Origin of the sequence: Anaeroglomus insulsum (genome assembly GCF_050689095.1) — a bacterium.
Classification (GTDB): Bacteria; Planctomycetota; Phycisphaerae; order Sedimentisphaerales; family Anaerohalosphaeraceae; genus Anaeroglomus; species Anaeroglomus insulsum.
The window spans coordinates 124,561-140,424 of sequence record NZ_JBOGCL010000011.1 but is presented as its reverse complement, the minus strand read 5'-3'; the positions used below and the strand labels follow the sequence as shown (position 1 = coordinate 140,424).

Genomic DNA, 15,864 nt, shown 5'->3' with positions numbered 1-15,864 from the left:
CCTTATTTGAAACGGAGGTGTTCTATGAAGAAAGTGGCATTGGTATTGTGTTGCATCTCGGTATTGGGTTTGGTGGGATGCGCTTGCATGACAGGGCAGAAAGAGGCACCAGCACCCGCGAAGGTGGAACCGACCCCTGCTCCGGCACCCGCACCAGCGCCAGCTCCGGCCCCGGCCATGGGACCCAATCAGGTTTCTCGCACGTATTGTTCTTGCGGGGTCATTAAAATCGATAAGATGATGCCCGCCTCGGTTGCGGTCGGTCAGCCTTTCGATTACACGATTTTAGTGACCAATCTGACCGATATGGAAGTCAGCCACGTCGTTGTCAATGATCGTCTTCCTGCCAACTATACCTTCAAGAGTGCGACCCCTGCGGCCGAGCCCAAAGATGGTATGTTGACCTGGATGATGCCCTCTCTGGGGCCCAAGGCCCAGGAAAAGATCGTGGTTACCGGCACGGCCAAAGAAGTCGGTTGGCTGCAGACCTGTGCAGACGCGACCTATATTATCCCTGCCTGTGCCAAGACGCAGGTAGTCCAGCCCGCTCTGGCTCTGAGCAAGACTTGTCCTGCTGAAGTCTTGTTATGTGATCAAATCGCCCTTAAATATATGGTATCTAATAAGGGGACAGGCGTGGCCAAAGATGTGGTCATCACCGATCAGCTTCCCGATGGGCTGACTCTGACGACCGGCCAGAAGAATGTCGAAATCAAAGTTGGCGATCTGGAACCTGGCAAGTCGATGGTCTATACCGTCATGGCCAAGGCAGCCAAGACCGGGACTTACAAGAGTGGTGCTCTGGCCCAGGCTCAGGGCAATCTCAAGGCTGAATCCGAAGTGTGTGCCACGGCGGTTAAACAGCCTGTTCTGGCCATTACCAAGACTGGTCCTGAAAAACAGTATCTGGGCCGCAAGGTCAGCTATGACATTACCGTTGCCAACAAGGGTGATGCTCCGGCGACAGCAACCACTCTAACGGATACTATTCCTGCCGGTGTCAGCGAGGTAACAGCCTCGGATGGCGGTCAGGTTGCAGGCGGTCAGGTGACATGGAATCTGGGTACGCTGGCTGTCGGCCAGAGCCGCAAGGTCTCTGTCAGCTATCTGCCGCAGTCTGCGGGGTCCTTCAGCAATGTCGCATCGGTTTCGGCCACCTGTGCCGAAAGCGTCAAGGCCTCGGCCAAGACGGATGTGGCGGGGATTGCCGCGATTCTGCTTGAGGTGATTGACGTATCCGACCCGATCGAAGTCGGCAAGAACGAAACCTATATCATCACGGTTACCAACCAGGGTTCCGCTCCGGATACCGATATTGTCGTCAAGTGCAAACTGGAAGAGTCCATGCAGTTTGTCAGTGCCAGCGGTGCCACCACGGGCAGCTTTGCCGACGGTACTGTGACCTTCCAGCCTCTGGCTTCACTGGCACCCAAGGCCAAGGCAACCTGGAAAGTCGAAGTCAAGGCGGTCAAGGCCGGCGACGTCCGCTTCACGACCACGATGAGCAGCAAGCAGCTTGGACGTGAAGTGATGGAAACCGAAGCCACCAACTTCTACGAATAATCCATCCTATTGCATACACAAGGCTGTGGACGTATAATGCGTCCGCAGCCTTTTTTTTGGTCTGCTCAATCCAAACCCCTGCGTTCTGGGTAAGCAATGGATGGATTTGTTGTTTAATAAAATAACAGGTTTCCGGGATTCCGGGCCGAAATAACAGGTAGAACAGATACAGGAGTATTCGTTTCATGAAAAATGTCGTCTTGATGTGTTGTCTGGTTTTGCTGTGCGGCAGTAATCGGGTTTTGATGGCAGCCCAAGCCGAGCAGTCCGCCCCGACTGAAACCGCACAAACACCGTCTAAAGTGGATTTGGCAAGTCTAACCAGTATGGACCCCCAGAAAATGTGGGATACGATTTCGAATTATATTGCAACGCAGGGGATGGATTTGCTGTTTCGCCTGATTACCGCCGCGCTGATATTTTATGTCGGACGCTGGGTGGCCCGGGTGTTGACCAATTTACTTGAAAACGTGCTGAATCGGGCCAAGGTGGACCCGACGCTGAGCAAATTTGTGCGGAATCTGCTGTATTTTGGTCTGCTGGTATTTGTGGCGATTGCGGCCCTGAGTCGCCTGGGGGTGGAAACCACGTCTCTGGTGGCGGTGATTGGTGCTGCGGGCCTGGCTGTGGGTCTGGCCCTGCAGGGGTCGCTGTCCAATTTTGCCGCCGGCGTGCTGCTGATTATCTTCAAACCCTTCCGCGTGGGCGATTTTGTCGAGGTGGCCGGGGCAAAGGGGGTCGTCCAGGAAATCCAGATTTTCACCACGGTACTGCATTCACCGGATAATGTGCGTATCATTATCCCGAATTCGCAGGTCACCGGCGCCAACATTATCAACTACACCGCAAACGACAAGCGTCGTGTGGATCTGGTGTTTGGCATTTCCTATGGCGATGACATCACCAAAGCCAAACAGGTGATTACCAGTGTCCTGCTGTCCGACAGCCGGATCCTGCGTGATCCTGCCCCGGTGGTAGCGGTGCTTGGGCTGGGCGACAGTTCGGTCAATATTGCGGTGCGGCCATGGGTCAAGGCGCCCGATTACTGGCCGACCTATTTTGAATTGAATGAAAAAATTAAAGTATCGCTGGAGCAGAATGGGCTTTCGATTCCATTCCCGCAGCGGGATATCCATATTCGAACGGGTTCATTGAAGGTGTAAATGATTTCAACACTGCTGCGAACCATCAAAACACTTGCCGATATCGTCCTGAGCCTGGGTGGGCTGGGGCGAGGCTGGCAAGTGTTTTTTTATGTGCTGGTGGGTATTGCCGCAGGTTCCGGTGTGGTGCTGATACGGATTGCCAATGCGACATCCTATCTTTCCGATTCACCGCAAACCTGTATGAACTGTCACGTGATGACTGATGCCTATGCCAGTTGGCAGCGGGGCAGTCACGGTCATGCGGCGGTGTGTACGGATTGTCATGTTCCGCATGAAAATATGGCTGCCAAATGGGCCTTCAAGGGGCTGGATGGAACCAAACATTCCGCGGTGTTTACCTTCCGGGCCGAGCCGCAGACGCTGGAATTATCCGCAACGGCGGTCCCGGTTGTGCAGCGAAACTGCCTGCGATGTCACGGAAATCAGGTGCAGATGGTGCGTCTGGCCGGCGTCAGTGAACGCAAATGCTGGGATTGTCATCAGAATATTCATGGCGAAGTTCGGAGCCTGTCTTCTTCGCCTTCAATGCTGCGTCCTGACCTGCCCAAGGCGGGAGTCAACTGGTTGAATCAGGAGGTATCCAATGACAAATAAGACGGAAAAGAAACCGATTCGGCTGCCGCTGTGGGTGGGTGGTTTGATTGTAGTGGCTACCGCAGCGGTGGTGATTGTGCTGGGCCTGCTGTCAGTGTCGGTGATGGAGCGACGATGGGAGGCGCAGCGGCCGATGATGGTGGTCAATCCGATAGCTGATTTTGAGCCGGATAACGCCGTCTGGGGGCAGAACTGGCCGCGTGAATATGAGACCTACCGCAAGACCGAAATCAGCGACTCGCAGACCTTGTTTGGGGGTTCATTTCCGCGGGATTATCTGGAAGCGGATCCCTATCAGGTGGTGTTGTTTGCCGGGTATGGCTTTTCGCTGGATTATAAACAGGCCCGCGGCCACTACTGGGCGGTTAGTGATGTCAAAGAAACCAAACGGGTCAAAAAGCCGTTTCAGGCGGCGACCTGCTGGACCTGCAAGAGTACCGATGTCCCGCGGCTGATGAACAGCATGGGGGTTAAAGAATTTTATGCGGCCAATTTTCACGACCTGACCGACCAGGTCAAGCATCCCATCGGCTGTCAGGATTGCCATGACCCCGCGACGATGCGTCTGCGGATTACCCGACCGGGACTGATTGAGGGGTTCGCCGCCATGGGCAAAGATATAACCCAGGCCACGCATCAGGAAATGCGGTCCCTGGTCTGTGCACAGTGTCACGTCGAGTATTATTTCGCCAATGACGCGGCGGCAGAAAAGAAAAATTACCTGACGTTCCCCTGGCACAAGGGTACGACGGTTGAAGCCATGCTGGACTATTATGATGCGATGGATTTTACGGATTATGTCCACCCGGTTTCCAAAACGCCTATCGTGAAAGCCCAGCACCCGGATTATGAACTGTATCTGACGGGGATTCACGCCTATCGCGGCGTGTCCTGCGCGGATTGCCACATGCCGTATTTCACCGAAGGCGGTATGAAGTTTACCGACCACCACGTCCAGAGCCCGTTGCAGAATATTTCCAACAGTTGTGCCGTCTGTCACCGCTGGAGCGAACAGGAAATTCGCGGCCGGGTTGAGGCGATCCAAACCAAGGTGCGTGATACCAAACTCAAAGCCGAAAAAGCCATCGTCGAAGCCCATTTTGACGTGGCCGCGGCAATCCAGGCCAAGGCGACCGATGACCAGCTCATGCCGGTTCGAACACTGCTTCGCCATGCCCAGTTCCGCTGGGATTATGTCTCTGCGTCCAATGGCATGGGTTTCCATTCCCCGCAGGAATGCATGCGTATTCTGGCTGATGCCATAGACCAGGCTCAGCAGGCCAGAGTCCTGGTGGCTCGAATCCTGGCCCAGCAGGGGATCAAAGAAAGCCCGGCTTATCCGGATTTGGCCACCCGAGCCAATGCCCTGCAGGCGATAGCGCCTTATCTGAACCCATAGTCTAATTTCAACAACAGGACTTTCATGAAAATACGTTCTATTATCACATGTGCTGCTTTGATTCCGCTGGGAATCGGCCTGTGGTATGTCGGTCGAACGGCATACGAGGGAGCGATGACCATTCATCAGCTCTTGACGGAAAATAAGCAGCTCAAGCAGGCCATCACCAATTTAACAGCCGAGGAGCAGATTGGGTATGCCAAGGTGGTTTCTCAGGAAAAGACTGCCGAGGGTAAACTGATGACCACCCTGAAATTTGTCGAGACCGACCGCAGGGACAAGCTCAAAAAGATTCTCGAAAAGGAATACACCATTGAAGGTGACATCGTGCATTTTGATGCCTTGATTGTCAAGTTCGGTTCTCAGATGGTCATGGACGGCAAGGCCCGTGCGATGTACCTGTGGCGAAGAATCTATGGCGAGGCAATGTCGCCGCGAGAGGGTTTGCCCATCGAAGAGCTGGGACGAGAACCGGCTCGCTATGCGGATTTGCTGCAATTGCTGCCTGCCGAACACCGCCAGATGTTCTGGGAGCATATCTGGGAACTGGCCAATGATCCCGAGGCGTTAAGCCAGTATGATATCCAGGCGGTGTATGGCAATGCCGTGTACACCAAACTCCGTCCCGGGCTGATTTACGTCTTCAAAATCACCGCCAGCGGACAGGTCTATCCCGAAGTCGTGCCGGAACTGTAATTTTACTGCTGCAAAAAGGGATTGTGTTTCTTTTCGTTGCGAAGGGTGGTATGGGGACCGTGGCCGGGATAAATGCGGGTGGTCTCCGGCAGTACCAGCAGTTGGGTCTGGATGCTCTGGATGAGTTGTTCATGGCTGCCGCCGGGAAAGTCCGAGCGTCCTACCGACCCTGCAAACAGCGTATCGCCCACAAAAGCGATACCGTCTGACGGGCAATGCAGGCAAATGCCGCCGGGGGTGTGGCCCGGTGTGTGCAGGACTTCAAACCGCAATCCTGCGGCTCGAATTTCAGTCTGGCCGTCAATGACCACCTCTGCAGGTCGTGCCTGAAACACGGTTCCTGCCACCATGGACAAATTCTCATTGGGGTCCGTCAGCATCTCCGCATCGGCTTTGTGAATATATACTTTGGTCCTGGGCCAGTTTTCACGAATGATTTCCACCCCGCCAATATGGTCGATATGGCCATGGGTGATGATAACCGCCTCGGGATTCAGTGTTTGCTGCTGGAGGAATTGAACCAGCGGATAGGGGTGCAGGCCCGGATCAATCAGGACGCAGTCTTTCCTCGATTCATCAACTCGGACCACATAACAATTGGTCAAAAAATCCCCTAAAACAAAGGTGTCAATATGCATAAACTTACTCCGCTATAATATCAATTTGGATATTCAAGCAAATCCAGCCTTTTCGTTGTATCCGGCCGGTGCTCGGAAGTGAATCTATCAGAAAATAGGAGGGAAACCAACAAAAAAGCACCGTGAGTGATTTAGGCCATCAGACGTTCGCGGATTTCGTTTCGGCAATGATGGGCACGGTTAAGAACCTCATTGGCTAAAATACGGAACGAATGGTTGTTGTTATGCTGACGAAGGGATTTTGTGACTTTTCGCTCTATTTTGTCGAGTTCTGCTAACTCCATACGCATTCGCTGGTTATCATACGCCCATTCATCCAAAGCTGCTTCCAGCTCAGCGATGTATTTTGCTAATTGTTCTGCTTCAAACCAAGTCATTTTTTGCCCTTTCGTGTTGTTAACCGCTTAGATAAGACAAGGGGCATCCATTGATAATTACGATTTAATATGACAGGGGTTCAGACAGGTATAGAGGTTTTGTATGAAATAAGATGTATCGGGTAGATTAATGCTGGTAAGCTGAATCCATGGCCGTTTAGAGGGACGTTTCATCTCCAACTAAGGGCCGGATGTGGTTAATGGTGAAAAAGACCAGGTATTTTTCCGAATCATCGCCATCCGGATAAATCCAGGGCTGTTTTTTTCGCAGGGCCTCAATCACGGTGCGATTGGTTTCTTCCCGCTGCATGGTCAGATAGAGCCGTTTCCCTCGATAGCCGGGACCTTTTTCAATAAACATATAAGCGGCATGTAAATTCGCCCGCAGATTTTTATGACTGATTCGCTGCCGCATGACAAATGCCAGGGTGGTTTCATCGATGACGACAGGCTTTGAGTAAATTGCCAAGTCTACCAGATTATCAGGATCACAGGTAGCCAGAATTCCGATGCCGTCGTTTTGTTCAAAATAAGCCGCAAGAGTCATCATTCACCCTTTCGTAAAGGTTTTTATTATGGCAGTTTGATACCCGAATTCAGTTGGGATGTCAACGTGTCAAATCTGAAATTTACGCTTAATTGGGTTCTATTGGTTTTCTCTGGAATCGGACATTTTCATTCCGGATCAGGATAAATCGACCTGCCGGACTTGACTTGTCCCGCTTGAATCGTAATAATAACAGGTGAACTAAAACCTCGATCCAGGAGACCGCAGCATGAATCCAAGTGAACATAGTCAATATGATATAACGATTCTTCGTCCGGCCATCCGAAAAGAAGATGTGGCTCTGCGCGGCAGTCAATTATCCCCTGATGAACGTGCCCGTGTCAAAAAGGCCCTCCGTACTCTGCATAGCCTGGAAATTATGGCGACCAATGTCTATCGATTCCAAATCACCGGCAAACGCGATGAAATGGATGAAGAGATGATTCGTGCCATGTGCAACGAACAAACCCATATTTCCGATTTTCTGCTGCGGCTTTATGAATATGGTCTTAGTCCCAGCCCGTTTCGCTGGGCCTGGTGGATTGTTGGATTCGTTTTCGGATTCGGTTCACGGCTGCTGGGGCAAAAGGCGATGCTCAAGATGGGGATTTGGCTGGAAAGCAAGGCTGTTCACCACTACGGCGAATTGCTGAGTGCAGCCCCGTGGGATGAGGCTACTCGGATGACACTGGAAAAAGACCAGGCCGATGAGGTTGGCCATATCAATACCTGGAAAAAGTACCTGGCCCGGAGCGGGGCCTGATTTCGGAGGAGCTGCCATGGATTTCAAAACAGTCAAAGATGTTCTCGAATTTGCGATTCGCAAGGAAGACGCCGCGGTGCAATTTTATCATGACCTGGCGGCATTGATGAAGGATTCCACTACACGGATTATCTTTGAAGTGCTTGGCCGAAATGAAATGCAGCACAAGTCCAATCTGGAATTTGAACTCATCAAGCAGGGACAGGTGGTTACTGAGGAAGAATTCAGGGTTACTGATGAACCGACCAGTTATATCGAAGTCGATGAAGAAGCCAGGTCCATGACCTATACGGATGCCTTGCAGCTTGCTATTCGCAAGGAGCAGGCGGCATTTCAGTTGTTTGCCGAATTGATGGTTCAGGCCAAAGATCCGCAACTGCGGAAGATGTTTTTTGAGCTGGCCCAGGAAGAGATGCGTCATGTCCTGCAATTTGAAAACGAGTACAACAATATCGTCCCCAAAAAATGACAGGATAATCCGGCGGCATACCCGGCGAATAGGATTACTCCCTATCGGTCATAGGTCGTATTACGCCGTGGATATGGATTGAGTAAAACTATAAGTCGAGTCTTTATCTCCTCAATATGTTCTGTCTTACCCCCTGCGTGTGCGTTTTGAAGAAATAAATAATTTTTTTGAGGGTGATTTTTCCCTCTGAAATGGATTTAATAATAGATAGGTTAGGATAGGCCAGGCTACAAGAGGACACTTTTGATGCAAAATGGCATCAAGGAGAAAGACATGAAACGTCAAACTGCTTTTACCTTGATTGAGCTGCTGGTGGTGATTGCGATTATTGCATTGTTGCTGGCGATTATTGTTCCGTCTTTGAAGGTTGCCAAAGAAATCGCGGCCGGATCGGTATGTATGGGGAATGAGGCACAACTGGGTAAAAGCTGGCTTTTGTATGCCGAAGACAACAAAGGATTGATTGTAGATGGGGATACTTCAGATCAGTTTGATGGACAATCGACCTATGCTCGCCCGGATGGGACAGTCACTGTGCGAAATTGGGTCGGACGACCTATGGGACCAAACAAAGAAGATATCAACGATACACTCAATGATAAAATTCGTGGTTTTCAGGTCGGAGCACTCTGGCCCTATGTCAGTGATCCCAAAGTCTATCATTGCCCCATTGACATGCGGCATACCAAACGTGCGGTCAACCCCTATAATAGTCCGACAGGCAATCCCCCTGGCTTGTGGATCGGAGGTTATCGAACGTATTCGATTGGTAAACCGTTGTCCAAGCGGCCGACTGATAGCAGCGATTCAACGGGCGAGATGAAGGTCGAAATTATCCGTGCATCCCAATTTGTCAATCCCAGCGACAAAATTATTTTCCTGGAGGAAACGGATGGGTATGGCTGGAATCACCGTACCTGGAATATGAATCTCAAAACCCCCAACTGGGTGGATCCGTTTGCCATTCTGCATAACGACAGCAGTACGTTTGTTTATGCCGATGGTCATGCTGACCGACATAAATGGGTTAATAAGCAAACCAGAGAAATGGCCAAGGCCCAGCAGAAATACTGGTCGGCAGTGGATCCGGGAACCGGCTCCACCGAAGACTGGGTTTGGTTTAAGCGATCGTATATTCCCGGAAAGATGCCCAGTAGCTGGAACTAAATATTCATTCAAACAGCGAGGACACATGGAACAGTGTAATACACGCAGAGAGTTTCTGAAGGCCGCCGGCTTTTGTGCTGCGGCTGGAACAGTATTATTCACCGGATGCCAGACATCGACGACAAAAGGCCTCTCCGCAGCTCCGATGACCGCGTATGGCAATGCCCCCAAAGACCTGATCCGTGTTGGTTTTGTTGGCACGGGCAATATGGGCACCAGCCATGTCAGCAATCTGACCCGGGTGGAGGGCTGCCAGATTGTCGCCATTTGTGATATACGGCCCGAAATGGCCAGACGGGCGGCCGCAATCGTGACCAAGGCGGGTTTCCCGGAGCCGAAACTGTACACCGCCGGCGAACTGGACTTTGTGAACATGTGCGAATCCGAAGATCTGGACCTGGTCTATAATGCCGCCCCCTGGCACTGGCACACCCCGATTTGTCTGGCGGCCATGAAAAACGGCAAGCATGCCGCCTCCGAGGTCAACATTGCCTTGTCGGTGGAGGATTGCTGGCAACTGGTTGAAACCAGCGAAAAAACTCGCAGGCACTGTGTGATGATGGAAAACTGCTGCTATGATTCCATGGAAATGATGACGATGAATATGATTCGCCAGGGGCTGTTCGGTACGATCCTGCATGGCCGATGCGGCTATCTGCATGACCTGCGGGATCTAAAGCTGTCCCCAACCTATTATCAGGGCCAGTGGCGGCTCCATGAATCCATCAAGCGTGATGGCAATCTGTATCCTACCCATGGCATCGGGCCGATGGCCTGGTGTATGGATATCCATCGAGGGGATGCCTTTGATACGCTGGTCTCCATGAGTACCGCCTCGCTGGGCTTAAATGAATATGCCAGGATACACTATCCTGACAGCCCCTGGGTTCATCAAAAATTTGCCCTGGGCGATGTCAATGTCTGTATGATCAAAACCAAACTCGGCAAGACGATTCTATGCACTCATGATACCAATCTGCCCCGACCCTACAGCCGGGATTTTATGGTGCAGGGCGCCAAAGGGCTGGTTCAGAAATATCCGTCCGAGCTGGTTTATATTGAGGGTAAAAGCAAACCGCATGAATGGCAGGACCTTGCGGATTATTCCAAAGACTACGAACACCCCGTCTGGAAGCAGCTGCGTGAAAAATCTGCCGGCGCCGGCCATGGCGGTATGGATTTCATCGAAGACTGGCGTCTGATTCAGGCCCTGCGCAAGGGATTAACGCCGGATATTGACGTCTATGATTCCGTGGCCTGGAGTGTGATCATTCCCCTCAGTGAACAATCGGTTGCCGCCGGCGGAAAACCGGTCAAATTCCCTGACTTTACCCGCGGCCTGTGGCAGCAGCCGCGTCCACTGCAGGTGGATACGCACCCTGATCTCTAAGCGGCAGAAACCGAATCAGGCGGTCATTAATTCGTTCAACTGTGCCAGGGCGCTGCGTTGAATCTGGCGGACACGTTCACGCGTCAGATTGAGCCTCTCGCCGATTTGCTTGAGCGTCAGAGGTTCTTCGCCGTTAAGCCCGAATCGCAGACGCAGGACTTCGGCTTCGCGCGGGTCGATCTGGTCCAGCAATTCCACCGCCCGGCCCAATTCTTCATCCGAACCGAGGTCGTCTTCAGGCAGCTGGATTTTATCGTCTTCGATTGCATCATCCAGGCCGGCATTGTCTTCCGCGGAATCATGCTGGAAACCCTGATCGACGACGGTGACGATATCGCGGATGGCGCGTGCCTTGCGGACGGGAACTTTCATGGCCGAAGCCATTTCTTCGAGGCTGGCGGTGCGTCCCAGCTTGGATTCGAGTTCCGCATGGGTGTTACGCCACTGGTTAATGAGTTCGACCATATAGGTCGGGATATGGATCGGCTGGGAATTATTCAGAATGGCTCGTTTGATGGCCTGCTTGATCCACCATGCCGAGTACGTGCTGAATCGCACGCCATGCTCGGGATCAAACGTATCCACGGCACGCAGAAGGCCGAGGTTGCCTTCTTCGATCAAATCGCCGAGGGTCAGTCCTCGGCCGGAAAATTTCTTGGCGATATTGACAACCAGCCGCAGATTGCTGCGAATCAGGCGGTCACGGGCCTCCGGATCATTATGTTCCAGGACGGCCGCAGCGAGTGCTTTTTCTTCGTTCCAGCTTAACAGGGGTGCTTCGTCGATTTCCTTGAGATACTCTTTAATCGTAACATCGAAAGCCATGTATCACCTACCTTCGCAATACTGCCGAAAAAGGTCGTCCCTGTTCTTTCTCGACTTTCGTTTGGTTATACTGATTTCACTCGTCAATTTCAAGCTTTGTTGCGATATCATACAGCCCTTGTCCATCGCAGCAAAACCATACCACCTGGGTATAAAAAATAAGACCACAGGGTCAAGGGCATACTTTCCCTTTGTCCCTGTGGTCTTTATCGGCCAAAATCGATTCCCAGTTTAACGGTGATCCGGAAAATTACCGATTAAGGCCGTAACTCATTGCTAATCAAAGACTTTTAGTTCGGCATCAGCGGACCATCCAGGCCGCCGCGACGCTGCGGTCCCTGATTTTCGGACGTTTCCGAGGAGGAACCCTGGGTCTGGTCTTCGGCTGCCCACTGGACGCGACGCAGGCTCAGGCCGATTTTGCGGCTGTCGGTATCGACCCGCAGAATCTTGACCTCAACATCATCCCCAATTTTGACGATATCCTGCGGCGATTCGACCTTCTGGTCAGACAGCTCGGAAATATGCAGCAGGCCTTCCAGTTCGTTTTCCAGTTCGACAAACACGCCGAAGTTGGTCAGCTTGGTAATCTTGCCGCGAACAATCTGGCCGGGGATGTACTTTTCCGGAATGGCACGGACCCACGGGTCTTCAGTCAATTGCTTGATACCCAGGGAGATGCGATGTTTGTCCTCATCGACTTCCAGCACGACACACCGGACTTCCTGCCCCTTTTGCAGACATTCGCCGGGGTGATTGTACTTCTTGGTCCAGCTCAGGTCGGAAATGTGAATAAGGCCGTCGATACCGGGTTCGATTTCGACAAATGCCCCATAGTTGGTCAGACTGGTTACTTTGGCGGTCACCATGGTGCCGACTGGATACTTCTGGCCGGCGATAGTCCACGGATTGGCTTCAAGCTGCTTGATGCCCAGTGAGATTTCCTGTTTTTCCTTGTTGACATCCAGCACGACCACGTCGATTTCCTGGCCGACCTGCAGAATGTCCGACGGATGAGCCACACGCTTGGTCCAGCTCATTTCGCTGATATGGACAAGACCTTCGATGCCTTCGTCCAGGCGAATGAATGCGCCATAGTTCATGATGTTGACCACGGTGCCCTTCACGCGGCTGCCGACCGGGAAGCGGGTTTCGACATTGGCCCACGGACTGGGCTGTTTCTGCTTGAGGCCCAGCGAAATTTTTTCGGTGGTGCGGTCCACGCCAATGACCATGCATTCGATTTCCTGATCCAGCTGAACCACCTCAGACGGATGCGCCACGCGGCCCCAACTGAGGTCGGAAATATGCAGCAGACCGTCCAGGCCGCCCAGGTCCACGAAGACGCCGAAATCGGCGACATTCTTGACGATACCCTTGCGAATCTGACCGACTTCAATCTCACGCAGCAGTTTTTCCTTGCTGGCCTGACGGTCTTCTTCGATGAGTTTGCGGCGAGAGACCACGATGTTGTGATTTTCGGTGTCGATTTTGAGAATCTTGCATTCGATTTCGGTGCCGATGAAGCGGCTGATGTCGCCGGGCTTGCGGATGTCCACCTGCGAGGCGGGCAAGAAGACCGGTACGCCGATATCGACCAGCAGACCGCCTTTGATGCGACGGCTGACGATGCCCTTGACCACATCGCCTTCCTTCTTGGTGGTGGTGATGTGTTCCCAGCCCCGAATACGATCGGCTTTGCGCTTGGACAGGACCAGACCGTTTTCGGCATCGACTTCTTCCAGAAGCACTTCAATTTCTTTGCCGACTACGATTTCGTCGGGGCTGTCAAATTCGGTGGTTTCAATCAGGCCTTCGCTCTTGAGCCCCAGTTCAATGACCACATCATTGCCGGCCATACCGACAATCTTACCCTTGACAATCGTGCCGGGCACAAGGGCCTCGACCTTTTTATCCAGAGCTTTTTCCAGCATCTGCTGGTGTTCTGTGGTGTACAATTCCCCCAATTGCTGCTCAAGCTGATCGTCTGTGATGCCAAGTTTCGAAATTAAATTTCTGTCTACCATAAAAAATCTCCTGTGAGTTGTTTTGAGGCCTCGCTGGCGCCCCACATATACGCAAGCGAACCTATAACCTTGTGAAGGTTAAATCGCATCGGCAACGCTGCCGACACCTTGTTCTAAACCGCGATTAAGCACGGTACGCTTCGAGCTTTTCGACAAACTCTCGAATGACCTCGTCCGGAGTGGATGCGCCTGCTGTCACGCCGGCCACCCGTTTGCCGGAAAGGATACTTATATCAAGTTCTTCCCAGTTTTGCAAATGGTAGGTTTGCGGATTATGTTTTTTACATAACTCCGCCAGCTTGCGAGTGTTGGCGCTGTGGAGGCCGCCAAGCACAAACATAATATCCACTTGGCGACAGAGTTTAACCGCAGCTTCCTGGCGGTCTTTGGTTTCCCGACACAGGGTGTTGATTATTTTGATCTCCGAAAAGGGCAATTTGCCGATATAGCCTATCATGGTGGCAAAATAGTCCGGGCTTTGGGTAGTCTGGCAAATCACACCTAACTTCTTATGGTTTCTTATCTTATCGAGGTCTGTTTCATCGCCGATTACCTCTATGCCCTCAGCCGAACCGACAACGGCCTTCACTTCCGGGTGGTCTTTGTCGCCGATGATAACCACCTGATAGCCTTCTTCATGAAGCTGGCGGGCGATTTTCTGGACACGCTTGACTAGCACACAGGTTGCATCAACAATGTTAAGTCCTTTATTTTGAAGGACTTGGAGTTCTTGTTGCGTGGCTCCGTGGGAGCGAATCAGAGCCGTTCCCTCAGCAATAGAATCCACCGATTCCACGGTATTCAGCCCGGCCTGCGACAATTGCCGAACTACATCTTCGTTGTGAATAATCGGACCCAGACTATAGACTTTATTTTGTTCCGCCAGGGTCTTTTTCGCTAAATTGATCGCGTTGCGAACACCCGGACAGAAGCCGCATTTTTCAGCTACTAATACTTTCATGAATCGTTCCTGTAAATTATGGAATCGGGACTATACCATAAAGTACGGTCCAGCTCAATGAAATGATTATAGAATCAGAGGGTAAAACATGTCAATAATATCCAATATGCGGTTGCTATAAGCCCTACGTGCTTGACATTGCATGAGACTTACTCTGTCAATATCTTAATGAGGGCGTCGGCATCGGCATATTCTGCGACAAGCTGATGCAGGCGGGCAATCTTGGCGGTGTCATAGGTCTGGATTTTAAATCCAAGGTCTTTCATGCGAGCACTGACGGTAAAGGTGTCGTCGGCGCTGGTCAGGACCGGAATATTGCTGGATTTGAGCAGCGGCTCAATCGTCGGATGCGGCTCAAAGCCGCCGGTCAAAATCAATCCTCCGCCCAGGGTTGTCTGGCGGGATAGCACCAGAATCGATACGAGGATATTATCGATCCGGTCGCCGGGCATAATGACCAGGGTATTGTCCCGAATATGACGGACAACATTCTGCGGTTCCATGGCCGCCACAACCGTATGCTCCACCGGATTGGACAGCGCATCCTGTCCGCACAGGACGTTGTATTTGAATTCTTCAGCCAGCTGCCCGATTGTGTAAGTGGACAAAATATGCTCGTATGGAATCGCTCCCAGCAGCTTGGTACCGAACAGTTTCAACCCCCGGCTGACAACATCTTTGACCATGTCGTATTTTTCCGGCAGGACTTTATTCAAAATCACGCCGAGCACTTCGACATTATGTTCGCGGAACAGCGACAGGCTCAGGGCAATTTCGTCAATGGGTTTGCCGATACCGCCAGCGGTGACAATGACGACCTTGGCGTTGAGCAATTGGGCGACACGGGCATTGGACAACCCAAAACAACTGCCAACGCCGGCGTGGCCGGTACCTTCAAACAGTACGATTTTATGAGACTTGAACAATTCGTCGCGACTATGCAGAATTTCTTTTTCAAGAGGAGCCGCATTGGGATTATTGATGAATTTACGGGTAAAATCCCGCTCAATCGCAATCGGACTCATCAGGCAGGGCTCATCCTGCATATTAAACACCTGATGCATCAGGACGCTGTCCTTATCAATATTTTTATTCTGATAGCAGACATAATGCTGCCCGACGGGCTTACAGTACCCCGGATCAAATCCCCGGTCATGCAGAAGCTGCATCAGGCCAAGGGTTACCGATGTTTTCCCGCAATCCTGCAACGTGGCGGCGATATAGATTGGTTTCATAGTCGTATTCCATCACAACGGGTTTCTTGCGTTTACGACCAAAACAG

General features: G+C 51.8%; 16 protein-coding genes. 9 read left to right on the top strand and 7 right to left on the bottom strand.

Features of this window, described 5'->3' with window-relative positions; translation table 11 throughout:
* The first annotated feature begins 24 nt into the window (after positions 1–24).
* The 5 genes from ACQ9LF_RS10960 (at position 25) to ACQ9LF_RS10940 (ending at position 5,418) form a co-directional block, all read left to right on the top strand.
* A complete protein-coding gene (locus ACQ9LF_RS10960) occupies positions 25–1,563 on the top strand; it encodes a hypothetical protein (protein ID WP_462489445.1) in 1,539 nt (512 codons plus the stop codon).
* 185 nt (positions 1,564–1,748) lie between these two features.
* Positions 1,749–2,726: a mechanosensitive ion channel family protein gene (locus tag ACQ9LF_RS10955; protein WP_462489444.1), complete on the top strand. Its 978-nt coding sequence runs from the start codon at positions 1,749–1,751 to the stop codon at positions 2,724–2,726.
* Positions 2,727–3,323, top strand: a complete 597-nt coding sequence (gene nrfH / locus ACQ9LF_RS10950; RefSeq protein ID WP_462489443.1) for a cytochrome c nitrite reductase small subunit — start codon at positions 2,727–2,729, stop codon at positions 3,321–3,323.
* Positions 3,313–4,722 carry an ammonia-forming cytochrome c nitrite reductase subunit c552 gene (locus ACQ9LF_RS10945; RefSeq protein WP_462489442.1) on the top strand — a complete coding sequence of 470 codons (1,410 nt, stop codon included), beginning with the start codon at positions 3,313–3,315 and terminating at the stop codon, positions 4,720–4,722. Before nrfH ends, ACQ9LF_RS10945 begins: the two co-directional genes overlap by 11 nt.
* 24 nt (positions 4,723–4,746) lie before the next feature.
* On the top strand, positions 4,747–5,418 hold the full coding sequence (locus ACQ9LF_RS10940; RefSeq protein ID WP_462489441.1) for a hypothetical protein: 672 nt from the start codon (positions 4,747–4,749) through the stop codon (positions 5,416–5,418).
* Between the two features lie 2 nt (positions 5,419–5,420).
* Here the strand turns inward: ACQ9LF_RS10940 and ACQ9LF_RS10935 are convergent, their stop codons facing one another.
* From ACQ9LF_RS10935 to ACQ9LF_RS10925, 3 genes are all read right to left on the bottom strand, one after another.
* Complete coding sequence (locus ACQ9LF_RS10935; protein WP_462489440.1) at positions 5,421–6,056, bottom strand: MBL fold metallo-hydrolase; 636 nt, start codon at positions 6,054–6,056, stop codon at positions 5,421–5,423.
* A 131-nt stretch (positions 6,057–6,187) separates the two neighbouring features.
* Positions 6,188–6,433, bottom strand: a complete 246-nt coding sequence (locus ACQ9LF_RS10930; RefSeq protein WP_462489439.1) for a hypothetical protein — start codon at positions 6,431–6,433, stop codon at positions 6,188–6,190.
* Between the two features lie 157 nt (positions 6,434–6,590).
* Complete coding sequence (locus ACQ9LF_RS10925; protein ID WP_462489438.1) at positions 6,591–6,983, bottom strand: pyridoxamine 5'-phosphate oxidase family protein; 393 nt, start codon at positions 6,981–6,983, stop codon at positions 6,591–6,593.
* Positions 6,984–7,209: 226 nt separating this feature from the next.
* Here ACQ9LF_RS10925 and ACQ9LF_RS10920 point away from each other — a divergent pair, with 226 nt between their 5' ends.
* The 4 genes from ACQ9LF_RS10920 to ACQ9LF_RS10905 all read left to right on the top strand — a co-directional run bounded on the left by ACQ9LF_RS10920 (position 7,210) and on the right by ACQ9LF_RS10905 (position 10,769).
* The gene (locus tag ACQ9LF_RS10920) at positions 7,210–7,743 is read left to right on the top strand and encodes a demethoxyubiquinone hydroxylase family protein (protein ID WP_462489437.1); all 534 of its coding nucleotides are present in this window, start codon (positions 7,210–7,212) and stop codon (positions 7,741–7,743) included.
* Between the two features lie 16 nt (positions 7,744–7,759).
* Positions 7,760–8,212 (top strand): ferritin family protein, encoded by a 453-nt coding sequence (locus tag ACQ9LF_RS10915; protein ID WP_462489436.1) that lies wholly within the window; start codon positions 7,760–7,762, stop codon positions 8,210–8,212.
* A gap of 273 nt (positions 8,213–8,485) precedes the next feature.
* On the top strand, positions 8,486–9,379 hold the full coding sequence (locus tag ACQ9LF_RS10910; protein WP_462489435.1) for a prepilin-type N-terminal cleavage/methylation domain-containing protein: 894 nt from the start codon (positions 8,486–8,488) through the stop codon (positions 9,377–9,379).
* Positions 9,380–9,404: 25 nt separating this feature from the next.
* Positions 9,405–10,769, top strand: a complete 1,365-nt coding sequence (locus ACQ9LF_RS10905) for a Gfo/Idh/MocA family protein (RefSeq protein WP_462489434.1) — start codon at positions 9,405–9,407, stop codon at positions 10,767–10,769.
* Between the two features lie 15 nt (positions 10,770–10,784).
* On the opposite strand, the gene ACQ9LF_RS10900 is transcribed toward ACQ9LF_RS10905, so the two are convergent.
* The 4 genes from ACQ9LF_RS10900 to ACQ9LF_RS10885 form a co-directional block, all read right to left on the bottom strand.
* Positions 10,785–11,594: a sigma-70 family RNA polymerase sigma factor gene (locus ACQ9LF_RS10900; RefSeq protein ID WP_462489433.1), complete on the bottom strand. Its 810-nt coding sequence runs from the start codon at positions 11,592–11,594 to the stop codon at positions 10,785–10,787.
* 290 nt (positions 11,595–11,884) lie between these two features.
* The gene (locus ACQ9LF_RS10895) at positions 11,885–13,621 is read right to left on the bottom strand and encodes a 30S ribosomal protein S1 (RefSeq protein WP_462489432.1); all 1,737 of its coding nucleotides are present in this window, start codon (positions 13,619–13,621) and stop codon (positions 11,885–11,887) included.
* A 124-nt stretch (positions 13,622–13,745) separates the two neighbouring features.
* Complete coding sequence (ispH, locus tag ACQ9LF_RS10890) at positions 13,746–14,582, bottom strand: 4-hydroxy-3-methylbut-2-enyl diphosphate reductase (protein ID WP_462489431.1); 837 nt, start codon at positions 14,580–14,582, stop codon at positions 13,746–13,748.
* A 149-nt stretch (positions 14,583–14,731) separates the two neighbouring features.
* A complete protein-coding gene (locus ACQ9LF_RS10885) occupies positions 14,732–15,817 on the bottom strand; it encodes a phosphotransacetylase family protein (protein ID WP_462489430.1) in 1,086 nt (361 codons plus the stop codon).
* Positions 15,818–15,864: the final 47 nt, after the last annotated feature.